This is a genomic window from Neisseria sp. (assembly GCF_030523955.1).
Taxonomy (GTDB): Bacteria; Pseudomonadota; Gammaproteobacteria; order Burkholderiales; family Neisseriaceae; genus Neisseria.
In genome coordinates this window covers 1-16,743 of record NZ_JAUNHL010000016.1, presented here as the reverse complement: position 1 = coordinate 16,743, position 16,743 = coordinate 1, and the positions used below count along the sequence as shown (strand labels likewise).

The window sequence follows — 16,743 nt, the reverse complement described above, 5'->3', positions numbered from 1 at the left end:
GATGGATATACTGTTTATATAGTTTGTTTTTTAATATTTTATGACAAATATAGTCATTTAAAATAAGAACGATACGTCGTTGCTGCGCCTTGCCGTACTATCTGTACTGTCTGCGGCTTGCTGCCTTGTCTCGTTCTTATTTTCGTCGACTATAGAAATAAAGCGTCAGCGCTGCCCGATACCGCTTCGGTTTGGCCTGCGGCCATCAGGCGCTGCGTTTGGTGCCGCTGATGCAGGCCCAGCCGCCGTCGGTTTGGGCGGGGGATAAGTCGAACCACCGGCAGTAGATGCCGCTCATTTCTTCGATTTGTTCTTCCAAAATGCCGGACAGTACAATACGGCCGCCGGTGCGGGTGCGCGATGCGAGCATGTCGCCCAGCATGCGCAGCGGATTGGCGAGAATATTGGCCACCACGATGTCGAAGCGGCCTTCGGGAAGGCTTTCGGGAAGGTGGAAGCCGGCTGGGACATCGTTTTGCAGGGCGTTTTCTTTGCTGGCACGGATGGCTTGTTCGTCGATATCCACGCCGGCGGCGCTGCCTGCGCCGAGCTTGAGGGCGGCAATCGCCAGAATGCCGGAGCCGCAGCCGTAATCCAATACCGATTCGCCGCCTTTAAGGTGCTTGTCCAGCCATTGCAGGCAGAGGCGGGTTGTGGGATGGCTGCCGGTGCCGAAGGCGAGGCCGGGGTCGAGCTTGAGGTTGACGGCTTGCTGGTCGGGGGCGTTGTGCCAGGAAGGGGTAATCCAGAGCCTGTCTGAAATTTTGATGGGGTCGAACTGCGATTGCGTGAGGCGGACCCAGTCTTGTTCCGGCAGAAGCTCCGATTCGTAGGGCGGCAGTTCGATGCCGGCTGCGCGGCAGGCGGTTTGCAGGATGGCTTTGGTATCGTCGTATTCGTTGAACAGGGCGATGATTTTGCTGCGCTGCCAGATTTGGCCGGCGGGCATGCCGGGCTCGCCGAAGATGGCTTGTTCCTCTTCGGTGCCGGCGTAGGCGTCTTCGATGGCGGTGGAGAGCGCGCCGTGCTCCATCAGAAAGTCGGACAGGGGCTCGGCGGCGCGTTCGTGTACGAAAATGGTGATTTGTCGGTACATGGAGGTATTCCGGGGTTGGGGGCGGACGGGCGGGGGATTGCGGGAATGCCTGTCTGAAAACGTTGGAAACCGCCTGAAGTGCTTCAGGCGGTTGTGCAGGCTACTCTGTTTTGGCTGCTTTTCTTTCGGCCAGCCAGTGCTCGAGGTAGTGGATGCTGACGCCGCCTTTTTGGAAACCGTTGTCGGTAAAGAGGTCGCGGTGCAGGTCGGTGTTGGTTTTGATGCCGGTGATGGCCAACTCGTCAAGTGCGACCAGCATTTTGGCGATGGCCTGTTCGCGGGTTTTGCCCAGTACGCAGATTTTTCCGATGAGGCTGTCGTAGTTCGAGGGTACGCGGTAGCCTTGGTAGATGTGGCTGTCGACGCGTACGCCGAAGCCGCCGGGCAGGTGGCAGCTGGTGATGGCGCCGGGGCTGGGAACGAAAGTGTAGGGATCTTCGGCGTTGATGCGGCACTCGAAGGCGTGGCCCTTGATGTGCACGTCTTTCTGCTTGTATTGCAAGGGCAGGCCGGAGGCGATGCGGATTTGCTCCTGCACGATGTCGATGCCGGTAACCAGCTCGGTGACGGGATGCTCCACCTGCACGCGGGTGTTCATTTCGATGAAGAAGAATTCGCCGTCTTCATAGAGGAATTCGAAGGTGCCCGCGCCGCGGTAGCCGATGCGCTTGCAGGCGGCCACGCAGGCGGAGCCGATTTTTTCGCGTTCGGCCTGCGTGATGCCGGGGGCGGGGGCTTCTTCGATGACTTTTTGGTGGCGGCGCTGCATGGAGCAGTCGCGCTCGCCCAGGTAAACCGCGTTGCCCTGCCCGTCGGCCAACACTTGGATTTCCACGTGGCGCGGACGTTGCAGGAACCGCTCCATATATACCATGGGATTGCCGAAAGCGGCCTCGGCCTCGGCCTTGGTCATGTCCACGGCTTTGAGCAGGTCTTCCCTTTTTTCAACCACGCGCATGCCGCGTCCGCCGCCGCCGCCGGAGGCTTTGATGATGACGGGGAAGCCGACTTGGTCGGCGATGCGCAGGACTTCGGCGCCGTCGTCGGGCAGGGCGCCGTCGGAGCCGGGCACGCAGGGTACGCCGGCTTCGATCATGGCGTGTTTTGCGGATACTTTGTCGCCCATCAGGCGGATGGTGTCGGCGCGCGGGCCGATGAAAACGAAGCCGGAATGCTCCACCTGCTCGGCGAAATTGGCGTTTTCGGCCAGAAAGCCGTAGCCGGGATGGATGGCGTCGGCGCCGGTCACTTCGGCAGCGGAGATCAGGGCGGGGATGTTCAGGTAGCTTTGCGGGCTGGGTGCGGGGCCGATGCAGACGGATTCGTCGGCCAGCTTGACGTGCAGGCTGTCGCGGTCGGCCTCGGAGTGTACGGCCACGGTGGCGATGCCCATTTCGCGGCAGGCGCGCAACACGCGTAGGGCGATTTCGCCCCGGTTGGCAATCAATACTTTGTTCAGCATGTAAGGATTCCTTCGGAGTGATAGGGGGTTTGCGCCGTGCAAACGGATATGCTGCTGCGGAATGTTTCAGACAGGCATCGGTGCAATGCCTGTCTGAAAAACGTTTATTCGATGATGAACAAAGGCTCGCCGTATTCCACCGGCTGGCCGTTTTCTACCAAGATGGCTTTGATTACTCCGGATTTTTCGGCTTCGATTTCGTTCATCAGCTTCATCGCTTCGATAATGCAGAGGGTGTCGCCCTCTTTTACGCTTTGGCCTACTTCCGCGAAAGGAGGCGAAGTGGGGCTGGGTGCGCGGTAGAAGGTGCCTACCATGGGTGATTTTTGCGCGTTGGCATGGTCGGCGGGCGCCGCCTTTTCCGCTGCGGCGGGCGCCGCCGGCGCGACGGGTGCCGCCGGTGCGGGCGCATGATGCACGGGCGGGGCGGCGTAGATGGTTTGTGCGGCGGTGGAGCGGGTGATGCGGACTTTTTCTTCGCCTTCGGTTACTTCGATTTCGGCGATACCTGATTCTTCAACCAAATCAATCAGTTTTTTAAGTTTGCGTAAGTCCATGTTTAATCCTTGAAATCATGTAAGTATGGGGCCGGCCGCTGCTTTGGGCCCGGCCTTGCCGGAGCCTGCGGAGGGGCATGAATTTTTGTTGCACCAAGATCCGTCGGCAAGCCATCCGTGAGAGGCAGGTTTCGGGCAAAATCCGCAAGCGCATATGCAAGGCGGAAAGTACGGTAAGGCCGGACGCCTTGCGGGTATTTCCGATGCGGCGGACGCATTTTTGCCGCAAGATTGCCGCGTGATGAAATGCCGGTAAATCCTTAATTAAAGCAGCCGAAAGTAATTTGGACGGTCTGTTTTGCGATACGACCGGTTTTTTGATGCAAGAACCCATTTTCTATACTTTGTTGCAGAATGTCCAGCAAAATATGGAAATATTGCCTATTTTCTGCGAAAAACCGGCCTGAAACGGGGTTGGCAGGCCTTGCGGATTGTGGCTTTACGCAGGCCGCAAACGGTAGAGCGAAGTGGTTTCTTTCATGCGTGCAAACGCAAGCGGATCGCCGGCATCGTGTGCTTTGGCATGTTTCGGCGCGGTGTTGTGCCGGCCGCTTACCGAGAGGCCGGCGTTGCGGATGAGGGCGGGCAGGGTGCCGGGGGCGCGCAGCCCCAGATGCTCGGCCAAATCCGACATAATCAGCCAAACTTCGCCGCCTTCGTTCAAATGGGCGGCAGCGCCGTTTAAAAAGCCTTGCAGCATGGCGCTTTGCGGGTCGTAAAGCGCGCTTTCGACCGCCGAAGTCGGCTTGGCGGGCAGCCAGGGCGGGTTGCAGACGATTAAATCGGCTTTTCCGGCGGGGAAGAGGTCGGTTTCTTCGATTTTTACCTGTTCGGACAGGCCTAGGCGCGCCACGTTGGCACGCGCGGCGGCGATGGCGCGGGGATTGTTGTCGGTGGCGCTGATGCGGGGAAGGCCGCGCCGGGCCAGCAGACAGGCGATAACGCCGCTGCCGGTGCCGATGTCGAACGCGCTGGCGCAGCCCTCGGGCAAGGGTGCTGCGGCGATTAAATCCAAATATTCGCCGCGCAAGGGGGAAAATACGCCGAAAGGCACATGGATGCGGCCGTTCAGAACGGGGAGGGGGATGCCTTTTTTATGCCATTCGTGCGCGCCGATAAAGCCGAGCAGTTGGTTGAGCGGCAGCAGGAAGGGCGCACCGTCGGGCGCGCCGTATACGTCGTGCAAAGCCTTGCGCACATCCGGCGCGCGCGGCAAATCCAAGCTGTATTCCGCGCCGATTTCTACCAACAGCATATTGGCCAGCCGCGCCCGTTGCGCCTGCCGCATGCGGTGGGCATGAAAGGCTTCGGCGGGGCTTTCGGGCAATGCGCCCGCCGGTTTGCCCAGCCGTTTTTTGATTGCGGCCAGCACGCTTTTGGCATTGTGGAAATCGCCCTGCCACAGAGTGGCGGTGTGTGCGTAAGCGTTTTTCAGACAGGCATCGGCGCTGCACTCGGCGGCAGGCAGTATGTTGCGCGGCGGTTTCTGCATGCTTTGCACGCGCCACTCCAGCGTGCGTTCGCTTTGGTTTTGAAGGAAGGTGATGGGCGGCATGGTCGTGTCGGTGCGGGGAAAACGGAGAAAGTATATCTCAATATCCATTGGGGCGGGCACCATGCCTGTCTGAAAATAAATTAGACAAAAAGTATAAAAAATATTTGCAAAATAAATAAATTGAGCATGATTGGATAAAACCGATTGCTAATTTGTCCAATTTGCGTATAATCGGCCCAACCGTTTTGTTTTTAGACAGGTAAAATAAGAAATGCAATTGGACATCGACCGCTTGATTGCCTATTTCGGCGGCGTGAACGCGCTCTCCGAAGCCCTCAAACAGCAAGACCCGCACAATGCGGCCAGCACCGCCGCCATTTATAAATGGCGCACCCGCGGTTCGCTGCCGCTCTCGCAGCTGCAAAAGCTCAGCGCTTTGGCCGAAAAACAAGGCAGGCCGCTGGATTTGAACGCTTTCATGACACAACAAACCACCCTGGAGAAACCCGCCATGCCAAGCAATAACCGCATTACTATTTTCGATACCACCCTGCGCGACGGCGAGCAGTCGCCCGGCGCGGCCATGACCAAAGAAGAAAAGCTGCGCATCGCACGCCAGCTTGAAAAACTGGGGGTGGACGTAATCGAAGCCGGTTTCGCCGCCGCCAGCCCGGGCGATTTCGAGGCCGTCAACGAAATCGCCAAAACGCTGACCCGCGCCACCGTATGCACGCTTGCCCGCGCCGTGGAAAACGACATCCGCAAGGCCGGCGAAGCCTTGGCGCCCGCCGCGAAACGCCGCATCCACACCTTCATCGCCACCAGCCCCATCCATATGGAGCACAAGCTGAAAATGAAGCCGGCCAAAGTGGTGGAGGCTGCGGTAAAAGCGGTGAAAATCGCCAGAGAATATACCGACGACGTAGAATTTTCCTGCGAAGACGCGCTGCGTTCCGACATCAATTTCCTCGCCGAAATCTGCGGCGCGGTGATTGAAGCGGGCGCCACCACCATCAATATACCCGATACCGTCGGCTATTCCGTGCCGCACAAAACCGAAGCCTTTTTCCGCGAGCTGATTGCCAAAACGCCCGGCGGCGGCAAAGTGGTGTGGTCGGCGCACTGCCACAACGACTTGGGGCTGGCCGTGGCCAACTCGCTGGCCGCCGTATTGGGCGGCGCGCGCCAGGTCGAATGCACGGTCAACGGCTTGGGCGAGCGCGCGGGCAACGCCTCTTTGGAGGAAATCACCATGGCGCTGAAAGTGCGCCACGACGTATTCGGTTTCGAAACCGGCATCGACACCGCGCAAATCGTGCCCGCATCCAAACTCGTATCCACCATCACCGGCTACCCCGTGCAGCCGAACAAAGCCATCGTCGGCGCCAACGCCTTCGCCCACGAATCCGGCATCCACCAAGACGGCGTGCTCAAACACCGCGAAACCTACGAAATCATGTCTGCCGAATCCGTAGGCTGGGCGGCCAACCGCCTGAGCCTGGGCAAACTCTCCGGCCGCAGCGCCTTCAAAGCCAAGCTGGCCGACTTGGGCATCGAGCTGGGCAGCGAAGAGGCGCTCAACGCCGCGTTTGCCCGCTTTAAAGAGCTGGCCGACAAAAAGCGCGAAATCTTCGACGACGACCTGCATGCCTTGGTTTCCGACGAAATGCACAGCATGGCGCAGGAAAGCTATAAATTCATTTCGCAGCGCATCATCACCGAAACCGGCGAAGAGCCGCGCGCCGAGGTGACGTTCAGCATCAAAGGCGAAGAAAAACGTGCCGAGGCCACCGGCTCCGGCCCGGTCGACGCCATCTTCAAAGCCATCGAAAGCGTGGTGCAAAGCGGCTCCTCCTTGCAGATTTATTCCGTCAACGCCGTAACCGAAGGCACCGAAAGCCAAGGCGAAACCGCCGTGCGCCTCGCCCGCAACGGCCGTGTGGCCAACGGCCAAGGCGCAGACACCGATGTGCTGGCGGCCACCGCCAAAGCCTATCTTTCCGCACTGAGCAAATTGGAATACAGCGCGGAACGCATCCGCGCACAGGGCCCGATTTGACAGCGGCTGTTTGAGCGGCAACATCAAGCCTGTCTGAAACCTTCTTTCAGACAGGCTTTATCGTTTGCATAGGTCGGATTTTTAAATCCGGCATGGCGTGCAGTAAGCCGCTTGGGATGTCGGATGCAAGTATCCGGCCTGCGTAGCTATAGTCGACAAACACAGAACGAGACAAGGCGGCAAGCCGCAGACAGTACAGATATAGTCATTTAACACAGAATGATACAGCGTTGCTACGCCTTGCCGTACTATCTGTACTGTCTGCAGCTTGCCGCCTTGTCTCATCCTTATTTTATTCGACTATAGTGCGGCAAGCCGCAGCAAGGCCGTATCGTTCTGTGTTAAATGACTATATATTAAGATAAAGTGCCTGTCTGCAAACATATTTTTCAGACAGGCATTTTTCATCTGCCGGTATTCCGGCAAGCCAAACTACACGATTTCAAAGCTGGTGTGGTCAAGCGCGGCGGGCGAGCCGGCGTTGAAGACGGTGGCCAGATGGATGGCGGCTTCTGCGCCGGCGCCGTCGGCGTCGTAATAAAGTTTGCCGTCGGCTTGGTTGTAGATCAGTTTCTGATCGGCGTTGGCAGCGGCGGCGCCGTAGGCCAATTCGCCGGCATCGACTTGGCTGCCGAGGGCTGCGTAGTTTTGGGCGGCGAGCTGGATTTTGTCTATGCCTTGGGTAAAGTCGGTAATCAGATCGCGTTCATTGTCCGGAGAAAAAATAGACTCGAAACGGAAGGTATCGGCACCCTCTCCGCCGCTAACGGTATTGCTGCCGGTTCCTTGGTAGAAGCGGGCGGCGTCGCCGGCTAAGAAGCCGCCTAAATTTCCGCCTTCCGTATCCATGAAAATCAGATCGTCGCCGTTGCCGCCGAGAAGGGTATTGCTGCCGTACTTGCCGGAAAGGGTGTCGTTGCCGTCGCCGCCGTTGATGATGTCGGCGCTGACATCGAATGAATATACGTCGTAGAGGTCTCCTGAAAAATAGGCATCGTTACCGTCGGATAAAATATCATCGCCACTGCCTCCGATGATTTCGTCATTGCCGTACCCTCCAGCGATGATGTCGTTGCCGTTGCCTCCGTAGAGGATATCGTTGCCGACAAAGTTATCATAAAAATAGCTTATGTTTTCGTCTCCATAGATAACATCGTTACCTTCGCCTCCGTAAATGGCGTCGTCTCCCGAGCCTCCGGTCAGTTCATCGTTACCTTCTTGACCATGCAGTTCGTCGTTGCCGTCATGGCCGTGGAGTTGGTCGGCACCGGCTCCGCCGTAAAGGATATCGTCGCCGTCATCGTACGGATAGTCTGTGTAGCCGCCGTAAAGGATGTCGTTGTCTTCGTCGCCGTAGAGTGTGTCGTTGCCGCTGCCGCCGTACAGAGTGTCCTCGCCTGAACCGCCGTAGAGGATGTCGTCGCCGTCATCGTACGAGTAGTCTGCGTAGCCGCCGTAGATAATATCGTTGCCGAAATAGCCTCTGGCGATGTCGTTGCCGTCCATAGCTATAATCAGATCTGCGGCGGCGGTGCCGTCAATAATATCGTTGTTTATGGTTGCCATTTATTTATCTCCTATATTAATAGTTTGTCAGATTATTATATCTTGAAAAATAATTATATGAAATAAAAATAAATGAATATTTGAGGAGAAGGTGAAGCAATGCCTGTCTGAAAACCGTTTTTCAGACAGGCATTCCTCATCTGCCGGTATTCCGGCAAGCCAAACGGAGACCTTTTCAAAGCTCACATCTGCGGCGCATTTCTGCGTTGTGCGCTGCCCGCCCGCTTTGATATGTCTGCGCCTGCTGCGCTGCTAGGCCTTGAACTGCATCCGCATCCGGGGGTTTGCAAAGGTCTCAATATGCGTTTGCCGGAAAATCCGTTCGAGCAGGCATTGTCCGTTTCAATGCCTGTCTGAAAAATGCTAGAATAGCCGCCTTTGAATTTCAGCAAATATTAAGGAAACAATCATGGCAGGCCATAGTAAGTGGGCGAACATCCAGCATAAGAAAGCGCGTCAGGATGCCAAGCGCGGCAAGATTTTTACGCGTTTGATCAAGGAGATTACCGTTGCCGCGCGTTTGGGCGGCGGCGATCCGGCGTCCAATCCGCGCCTGCGTTTGGCGATGGACAAGGCTTGGGATGCGAATATGCCTAAAGACAATGTGCAGCGCGCCGTCGACAAGGGCACGGGCAATGTGGAGGGCGCCGATTATGTGGAGCTGCGTTACGAAGGCTACGGCATAGGCGGCGCGGCGCTGATGGTCGACTGCCTCACCGACAACAAAACCCGCACCGTGGCCGACGTGCGCCATGCCTTCAGCAAAAACGGCGGCAATTTGGGCACCGACGGCTGCGTGGCCTTCCAATTCCAGCATCAGGGCTATCTGGTGTTTGCCGGCGCGGATGAAGACGCGTTGATGGAAGCGGCTTTGGAGGCGGGAGCGGAAGACGTGTTGGTTGACGAAGAGGGCATGATCGAAGTGGTTACCGCACCTGCCGATTGGGCGCAGGTGAAGGCGGCATTGGAAGAGGCGGGCTTCAAACCGGAAGACGGCGACGTAACCATGCGTGCGCAAAACGATACGGTTTTGACCGGCGAAGACGCCGAAAAAATGCAGAAGCTGATTGATGCGCTGGAAGATTTGGACGATGTGCAAAACGTCTACACTTCGGCCGTGCTCCAGTTTGACGAATAAGCGGCCCGGTTTTCAGACAGGCTTGGTGATGAGCGAATTGCTTCGATTAATGGAAACCGAAAGCCCGGGCATAGTGGGCGAAACGCTGGATTTCTGGCTGTATGAATGCAGCATGGACGATGCGCCGGATGCGGAGGAGGTGGCGCGCTGGCGCGATATTTTAAACGCCAGGGGCGGCAAATTCGTGCGCCTGGCCGGAATCTGCCAAACATGGTTGGACGAAGAATGTTGAACAAACTGCCTTTCAATAAATACACGGTGCTTGCGCTCGCCTGGTTCTGCCTGTGCTGGTACGGCATTTTGCGCGAGAGCGACGGCCATACCCCGCCGCCCTTTCCGTATTTCGACAAAGTTGCCCATTGCGGCCTGTTTTTCGGGCAGATATGGCTGCTTGCGCGCAGCTTTCTCGATGCGGGAAAGCCGGTGCCTTATAAAGCGCTGCTGGTGTTTGCACTATCGTTTGCGCTGTGCAGCGAGCTGGCGCAGCTTTGGTTTACTCAAACGCGCTCGGCCGAATGGGCCGACGGCGCGGCCGATTTGCTGGGTGCAGGCTTGGCGCTTTGGCTGGTAAGGAGTTTAACGAGAAACCGCACCTGATTCGGGCAAACTCGCTTTCAGACAGGCATAGGGTTGGAATATTGGATGCACACGCATAGGCCGGCCCGCATCCAAGCCGCAGCAACTGTATTTTTAACCCCGTCGGGCAAAAATACCAAAAACGGTTATCTGAATAAAACAAGCAATGTGCCGGTACAGTCAAACGGCTTCTGCCTGCGCCAAACGATCCCGCATCATCGCGTTCAGAATCGTCAGCAGCTTGCGCATACAGGCCGTTACCTCCACTTTGTACGGCTTACCCCGCAAACGCAGGCGTTGGTAGAAATCCTTAATCCGCGGTTCGTGGTGTGCCGCCACCATGGCCGCCATATACAGCGCTTTGCGTACCGCACTGCGGCCGCCGAAGCAGCGGCTTTTGAACTTCGACTCCCCGCTTTCCCTCGGGTGCGGGGCAACGCCGACCAGTCCGGCAATCCGTTTGTGCGACACCCGGCCCAATTCCGGCAGCATCGTGCATAAGGAGGCGGCGGTCGTGCGGCCAACGCCTTTGACGCTTTGCAGCAAACTGCTTTTGCCGTTGAAACGGGTATCGTTGTGTTGCTCTATCTGTTTGTCCAATGCGGCAATCAGGGTATCCAAGTGTGCGATTAAGTCTTCGACGCTTTGCACTTGGGTTTCATGAACCTGCTGCAGACGGTTTTTTTCGGCAGCGCGCATTTCAACCAATTGGTTTCTGCGGTTGACGAGGGCTTCGAGCACTTCCTGTGCTTCGTCCGGCGGCGTATAGAGTTGGCTTTGCCAATCCGGTTTTTGTGCGGTCATCTGCGCATAAAACGCGGGCATTTTGGCATCGGCCGCATCGGTTTTGGTCAGCGACTGCGGCCGTGCGAACTGGTTCGTCTGACGCGGATTGGCGATGATGACTTGGAAGCCTGTGCGGTGCAGTGCTTTGGCCAAGGGGATTTCCAGCCCGCCGGTGCTTTCCATCACCACGAGTGAGACCTGGTGTTTTTGAAAGTATCCGATGGTGTGGAGGAACCCTTTTTCGTTATTGGTTTCGGTTTTGGTCTTTCGGGAAGACGTGATGCCGATGACGAAATTGCGTTTGCGATGTCGATCCCGCCGTAGTTTTGCGTACTCATCATAAACCTGCCTTGCATTCGGTTGTGTTGTCGTGCAACTGTCCGGTTGTGTTGATGGGTTGCTCGTCCGCTCCCTAAGCTACGCTGCGGTTGTCGGCCTTGGCTGGGCACGGGTGGCGGTCGTGCGGGTGTTGCCTGCTATGATACGGTATGTTCGATATACAAGGCTGGGTTTTAGCCCGGCAAAATCGCTGCCGGACTAAAGCTTAGCTTATTCAGTTTGGTTTTTTAGGAATTTCACTATATAGCGGCAGCCGCCAGATAGAATGCCCTTTTTCAGACAAGGTCCAAATAATTTCCTCCCCCCTTATGAAATGCCACATTGTCCATCACAACAATTACTGGCCGATGGTAACTCCGGAATCAGTACGCTCCCCACCTAAAATAAAAAAATATCCTTATTGATATTGAAATAAAATAATTCGAACATAAACAGATTATTATCGCCTAATACCCCGGTTGTATCAGTCTGATTCCGAACCTGCCAATCATAAGTTGAATAACAGAGCTTTCCGATTTTGCCGTAGTCATAACGCCGCATGCTACTTTTGAGAAGCCCGCTTTCATCGATAAAAACAATATTTCTTTCCCTGCAACGGTAACGGTGCAGAATCCTCAAGCAATGCTTGCACTGTTCAGGATTGCTTTTGGGATGACGGAACATCTTTTTTTGGCTAATCTCCGGACATTTTAGAGCCTTTCTGATGGCCGTTGCCGAATCGCCGAACCGTTTGGCACGTTCGGGCTGATAATCGTCAGGATATTTGGCAACATCTTCTTCCAACGCTTCCGGAGCAATTTTGACAGGCTTTCGCTGTTTCGGATAACCGCCGGTTTTCGGTTGCTTTTTCCCAAACGTTGGATAGTGGTAAAGTCTATACCGAGCTCTTTACCTACTTTTCTAACGGAGTGTCCTTCTGCGACTTTTTTCAATACGAGCCGTCGCATATCGGTGGAATAGGTCATTTTTGAATCGTATGAAAACTTAAGTTCGTTGGCTATATTAATTGGGATAAAAACTCCGTTTTCAAAGTACCGGGTTACATGAAATCTTGGTATTTATCAATCAGGTGCTGTAATATGGAATTGCTAACGTTTTTACCTTGTTGATACAAATCGGTTTTTCGAAAAGTATTATTCCAAACGTGCATCGCATACATATTGTCGGATAAAGTACGCGCATCAAAATTTTGGTCTAGGAGCATTCTTCTCGTTTGGATGCTGTTTAAACCGTAAAAATAATAGTAAGGCTTAGCAAATTTATCCATATTGAAATAAAGCAAGGCTTTCGTTAGGCCGGTAGGACCGCTTGATTCGCCCCAAAGTGTATGCTCTCTGCCTAGACCTTTTTGAATACGCTTTTGTTTGCGTTCAATATCCTGACGGGTATCCCAAGGCAAGATCTGATTGGGGTTCTGGCTCATAAATTCCATCAATTCCACCAGATGGTGATGTGAAGGGAATTTCAAAACAGCATTGGCAACTGCATGGCCTTCATATCCGAATACATAGTCTTCGGTGAAATCAAAAGGTTTTAAACATATTTCATCCATATCCACCCAATACCCGCTTTCCATTGCAATCATTTTCCATCTAAACCAATCCGAAAAGTGAGCGGGGGAGCCGTGTGAATAAAAAATATCTTTTTCAGGCAGGATTTCATTGCCGTCTTTAACAACCACGCCCTTGGGTATGTTTTTCAAATTTTGATAACAATATAAGTGGACCTCGTGGCCGTGATACAGATAAGACGCCAAACACAGCTGTTGAACGATACCCAAATCATTACCGATCCATAAAGACTGGATGGTGTTTTTTACTACCGGCAGAGTGTTTTCATTAGAGGATTGTTTGTTCTGCAAATAGTCAAACCAAGAAGAGAATCTGAGTACATCGATTCCTTCCAATTTCGCTCGGTCGGATTCAAACAAATCTTTGGCTTCTTCATTCAGGTTTTGAGACAATTTTTCATGAATCAAGATATTCAAAGGTTTATTATCGGGCGTACTGTTTCTTAATGCCGCCGTTACGGTATTTTCGGATTGAATCCATTTTTTTCTGTACAAATCCCAATATTTGATTGTTTCAGTATAATCATTGAGACACTGGCTGATTTTAGCCAGCTGGGCCAATGAAGAATACGGTGATCCGGTGTTTGGGTTGGGCAGTTTTTGTTTATAGTGTGCCAATACGTCTTCGTATAAGCCCAAGCTCTGTTTTAAATAAATGACATGGTGTTCATTATTCTTATCCCGACCGAATTGGTTGAGATAATTTTCGTAATAAGGATAAGCCGCATCAAAATCAAAATTCTGGCACATCGTAACCGCCAAATATCTGTGCGCTAACTCAAGCTCCGGAAATTTGCCGACAAACTGCTGTGCATACTGAATGGCATTGTCTATCTGATTGTTCCCCTTCAGGCTGGTAATCAGCAGAGCATAAGATACCGGGAGGTTGGGGAATGAATGGAACAGTTTTTCTGCAAATGCTGCTGCGGATTTCCAATCTTGCTCGTATTGATATACATTAACCAAACCTTCCAGCCCCCGATGGCTCTCAGGAGATAATTTTTGAAGCAAGCGGAACTCGTTTCTTGCTTCTTCGTAGAGGGAGAGATTTTTGTAAGCATGCCCCGCCCACCAATAGCTGTGCCACAGATTTGGAAAGCCCTCTCTGAATTTATAAGATCTTGAAATTACCTCTTCCCATTGATTTTGTTGTTGGGCAACGCTCACCATCCCTTCCAAACCGTGGTGCAGATGGGGCAGTTTTTCGGTCATCAATTTAAACTGCGCTTCAGCCTTGTCATATTGTTTCATATTTTTATATGCATTACCTGCCCACCAGTATCCCTGCCACATGTCGGGCTGCATGTATTGCAAATGAATGGAATATGCCGCAGCTTGCCTCCAATCTTTTTGCTGGTTGGCAAGTTCTGCCAATTTTTGTACTTTTTTAGGGTCATTAGGGAGTTTTTGTTCCATCGGTTGAAGAGGTGATTCGCTGTTTACCAGCGTACACGCATGCAAGCTTTCCGTATTCAATTGTTTATCCAGCTTAGCGGTGAAGATTTTGTTGCCGTATGCCAGCGAAACATATAGATCATAAATACCCGGCTTGAGTTGGTGGGTTTCAATACCTTTAAGCCCCAGTGTGGCAAAATAGCTGGCGTTATAATCATCTGTCGATTTACCGATTTTGGCACCGAGATTATTTTTACGCACTTGCCCCAGCTCGAACACATATTGCTTTTTGGTAATGTGCTGCTGGGCAATCAGATAATATTTGCCCTTAGTAAAATTGCTCAGTGGGGCGTCAGGAACGATAAACTCTCCCTCTACATGGAAAACCGTGCCGTCGGCCCAAAAATTTTCTACGCTGATGTGGCTGCCTGAGGGCACATCCCTGCCAAAAATGTCTCTTTTCGCCAGATAAACTTTACTGTCGTCTGCAAACAGCCGGTATTCCGAAAATTCATCCGCTGAATGCTTGTCCAAACCCGCATCCGCCAACGCTAAACCGGCATAGTTACGGATATCTTTATCGGCTGAAACGGAGATTTGGATTTCGTAAATTCCGTTTTCCAAAAAGCCGATATCAATTCCCTTAAAGCCTATGGTCGCCGTACCTGCCGCCGTATAGTTGTAATTTTTGCCATTGTGCGGCTGGCTGCCCAGCTCTTTCTTGGGAACCGTTCCCAGCACAAATTCTGCTTCATCCTCATTGAGCAAGTTTCTGAATTTGATATGTTTGTGTAGGTAGCGGTAGTCAGGGGCATTATAGCCCGGTAGATAGGCCAGACCTTCGATGAAGAAAGTGGCATTAGCCATCCAGATTTTTTCAATCTTATTGACCGGGGCATCGCTGGTTAGAAAATTCATAGCAAACCTTAATAAAATATGTTCAGCTTAGGGCGTATAGGTTTGTACTAGATATATAGTACGGTCCCGTTGGGTTGGAATAATGCTGTCTGAAAAGTTTTTCAGACAGGCCTGCATTCGAATTGAAAATGAACACGCAGGAGCAAAGAACGGAAAACCGTTAAAGCAAATCAGCCGGTAGTCATTATGTAAACAACGTGATCCATTTTTGTAGTTTAACTTCCCAATTTCGCCAATTGCGCCTGCACTTTCGCCATTTTGTCTTCCAATTCGGCCAACTCGGCCCGGTCTTTTTCCACCAGATGCGCAGGGGCTTTTTCGGTGTAGCCGGGTTTGCCCAATTTGGCGTTGAGTTTGTCGAGGGCTTTTTGCAGCTTCTCGGCTTCTTTGCCCAAACGTGCGATTTCGGCGGCTTTGTCGATTTCCACTTTCAGCATCAGGCGGGCGTTTTGGCAGACGGCGACGGGCGCGTCTTCGCTTTCGGGCAGCTTTTCCACCCGGTTGGCTTCGGTGAGGCGGGTCATGGAGGGCAGGTATTTCAACAGGCCTTCCAAAGTGGCGCCGCCTTCGACGAACAGCGGGGCTTTCACGTTCGGCGCGATGCCCATTTCTCCGCGCAGGTTGCGTACGGCGCCGATGAGGTCTTGCAGCGCGGCCATTTGGCCGAAGGCTGTCTGAACGATTTTGCTTTCGTCGGCCATGGGCCATTGCGCCAGCATGATGCTGTCGGTTTTCTTGGCGTTGGCCAGCGGGGCAACGGCCTGCCACAGCTCTTCGGTGATGAAGGGCATAATCGGGTGCAGCAGGCGCAGGATGACTTCGAGCACGCGCACGAGGGTGCGGCGGGTGGTGCGCTGCGTGGTCGGGCAGCCGGTTTGCAGCTGCACTTTGGCCAATTCGATATACCAGTCGCAAAAGTCGTTCCACACGAATTCATACAGCGTTTGCGCGGCCAAATCGAAACGGTAGGTGTCGAAGGCTTCGGTTACGGCGGCTTCGGTTTGCTGCAGGCGGCCGATAATCCATTGGTCGACGAAGGTATAGGCCAGCGGCTGGGTTTCGTCTTGGCCGCAGTCTTTGTCTTCTGCGTTCATCAGCACGAAATTGGTGGCGTTCCACAATTTGTTGCAAAAGTTGCGGTAGCCTTCGGCGCGTTTGAAATCGAAGTTGATGCTGCGCCCCAAGCTGGCGTAGCTCGCCATGGTGAAGCGCAATGCGTCGGCGCCGAACACAGGAATGCCTTCGGGGAAGAGTTTTTTCGTCGCTTCGATGACTTGCGGCGCTTTTTCGGGGCGGCGCAGGCCGGTGGTGCGTTTGACCAAAAGCTCGTCCAAACCGATGCCGTCAATCAAATCGACGGGGTCGATGACGTTGCCCTCGGATTTGGACATTTTTTTGCCTTCGTGGTCGCGCACCATGCCGTGGATGTATACGTCGCGGAAAGGTACTTGGCCGGTGAAATGGGTAGTCATCATAATCATGCGCGCCACCCAGAAGAAGATGATTTCGTAGCCCGTTACCAATACGCTGCTGGGGAGAAAGGCTTTGAGTTCGGGCGTTTCAGACGGCCAGCCCAAGGTGGAGAACGGCACGAGGGCGGAGGAGAACCAAGTGTCCAATACGTCTTCGTCGCGGGTCAGCGGTTTGCCGCCTGAAAGTTTTTCGGCTTCTTCCTGCGTGCGGGCAACGTAGATGCGGCCGTCTGAATCATACCAGGCGGGGATTTGGTGGCCCCACCACAATTGGCGCGAGATGCACCAGTCTTGGATGTTGTTCATCCATTGGT

Annotated in this window: 12 protein-coding genes and 1 pseudogene; 4 read left to right on the top strand and 9 right to left on the bottom strand. The window is 53.7% G+C overall.

Annotated features, from left to right (window positions below; all coding sequences use genetic code 11):
• Positions 1–205: 205 nt before the first annotated feature.
• From prmA to Q4C79_RS04900, 4 genes are all read right to left on the bottom strand, one after another.
• The gene (gene prmA, locus Q4C79_RS04915) at positions 206–1,096 is read right to left on the bottom strand and encodes a 50S ribosomal protein L11 methyltransferase (RefSeq protein ID WP_303089912.1); all 891 of its coding nucleotides are present in this window, start codon (positions 1,094–1,096) and stop codon (positions 206–208) included.
• A 100-nt stretch (positions 1,097–1,196) separates the two neighbouring features.
• Positions 1,197–2,558 (bottom strand): acetyl-CoA carboxylase biotin carboxylase subunit, encoded by a 1,362-nt coding sequence (gene accC, locus Q4C79_RS04910; protein ID WP_303089911.1) that lies wholly within the window; start codon positions 2,556–2,558, stop codon positions 1,197–1,199.
• A 104-nt stretch (positions 2,559–2,662) separates the two neighbouring features.
• Positions 2,663–3,115, bottom strand: coding sequence for an acetyl-CoA carboxylase biotin carboxyl carrier protein (gene accB / locus Q4C79_RS04905; protein ID WP_303089910.1), 453 nt, complete (start codon positions 3,113–3,115; stop codon positions 2,663–2,665).
• Between the two features lie 439 nt (positions 3,116–3,554).
• Complete coding sequence (locus Q4C79_RS04900) at positions 3,555–4,670, bottom strand: class I SAM-dependent methyltransferase (RefSeq protein WP_303089909.1); 1,116 nt, start codon at positions 4,668–4,670, stop codon at positions 3,555–3,557.
• A 211-nt stretch (positions 4,671–4,881) separates the two neighbouring features.
• Here Q4C79_RS04900 and Q4C79_RS04895 point away from each other — a divergent pair, with 211 nt between their 5' ends.
• A complete protein-coding gene (locus Q4C79_RS04895) occupies positions 4,882–6,669 on the top strand; it encodes a 2-isopropylmalate synthase (protein WP_303089908.1) in 1,788 nt (595 codons plus the stop codon).
• A gap of 432 nt (positions 6,670–7,101) precedes the next feature.
• On the opposite strand, the gene Q4C79_RS04890 is transcribed toward Q4C79_RS04895, so the two are convergent.
• Positions 7,102–8,235, bottom strand: coding sequence for a calcium-binding protein (locus Q4C79_RS04890; RefSeq protein ID WP_303089907.1), 1,134 nt, complete (start codon positions 8,233–8,235; stop codon positions 7,102–7,104).
• 409 nt (positions 8,236–8,644) lie between these two features.
• Here Q4C79_RS04890 and Q4C79_RS04885 point away from each other — a divergent pair, with 409 nt between their 5' ends.
• The 3 genes from Q4C79_RS04885 to Q4C79_RS04875 are packed head-to-tail and all read left to right on the top strand — an operon-like array spanning position 8,645 to position 9,970.
• Entirely contained in the window at positions 8,645–9,373 is a 729-nt protein-coding gene (locus Q4C79_RS04885) for a YebC/PmpR family DNA-binding transcriptional regulator (RefSeq protein ID WP_303089906.1), read from the top strand.
• 28 nt (positions 9,374–9,401) lie between these two features.
• The gene (locus Q4C79_RS04880) at positions 9,402–9,605 is read left to right on the top strand and encodes a dioxygenase (RefSeq protein WP_303089905.1); all 204 of its coding nucleotides are present in this window, start codon (positions 9,402–9,404) and stop codon (positions 9,603–9,605) included.
• On the top strand, positions 9,599–9,970 hold the full coding sequence (locus tag Q4C79_RS04875; protein WP_303089904.1) for a VanZ family protein: 372 nt from the start codon (positions 9,599–9,601) through the stop codon (positions 9,968–9,970). The genes Q4C79_RS04880 and Q4C79_RS04875 overlap by 7 nt, the downstream gene beginning before the upstream one ends.
• A gap of 159 nt (positions 9,971–10,129) precedes the next feature.
• On the opposite strand, the gene Q4C79_RS04870 is transcribed toward Q4C79_RS04875, so the two are convergent.
• From Q4C79_RS04870 to Q4C79_RS04855, 4 genes and pseudogenes are all read right to left on the bottom strand, one after another.
• Positions 10,130–11,023: an IS110 family transposase gene (locus Q4C79_RS04870; protein WP_303089943.1), complete on the bottom strand. Its 894-nt coding sequence runs from the start codon at positions 11,021–11,023 to the stop codon at positions 10,130–10,132.
• A gap of 429 nt (positions 11,024–11,452) precedes the next feature.
• Positions 11,453–11,881: pseudogene (locus Q4C79_RS04865) on the bottom strand (IS630 transposase-related protein); the annotation flags it as partial.
• A 232-nt stretch (positions 11,882–12,113) separates the two neighbouring features.
• Positions 12,114–14,957 carry a hypothetical protein gene (locus Q4C79_RS04860; protein ID WP_303089903.1) on the bottom strand — a complete coding sequence of 948 codons (2,844 nt, stop codon included), beginning with the start codon at positions 14,955–14,957 and terminating at the stop codon, positions 12,114–12,116.
• A gap of 215 nt (positions 14,958–15,172) precedes the next feature.
• A partial coding sequence (locus Q4C79_RS04855; RefSeq protein ID WP_303089902.1) for a class I tRNA ligase family protein occupies positions 15,173–16,743 on the bottom strand: 1,571 nt, incomplete at its 5' end.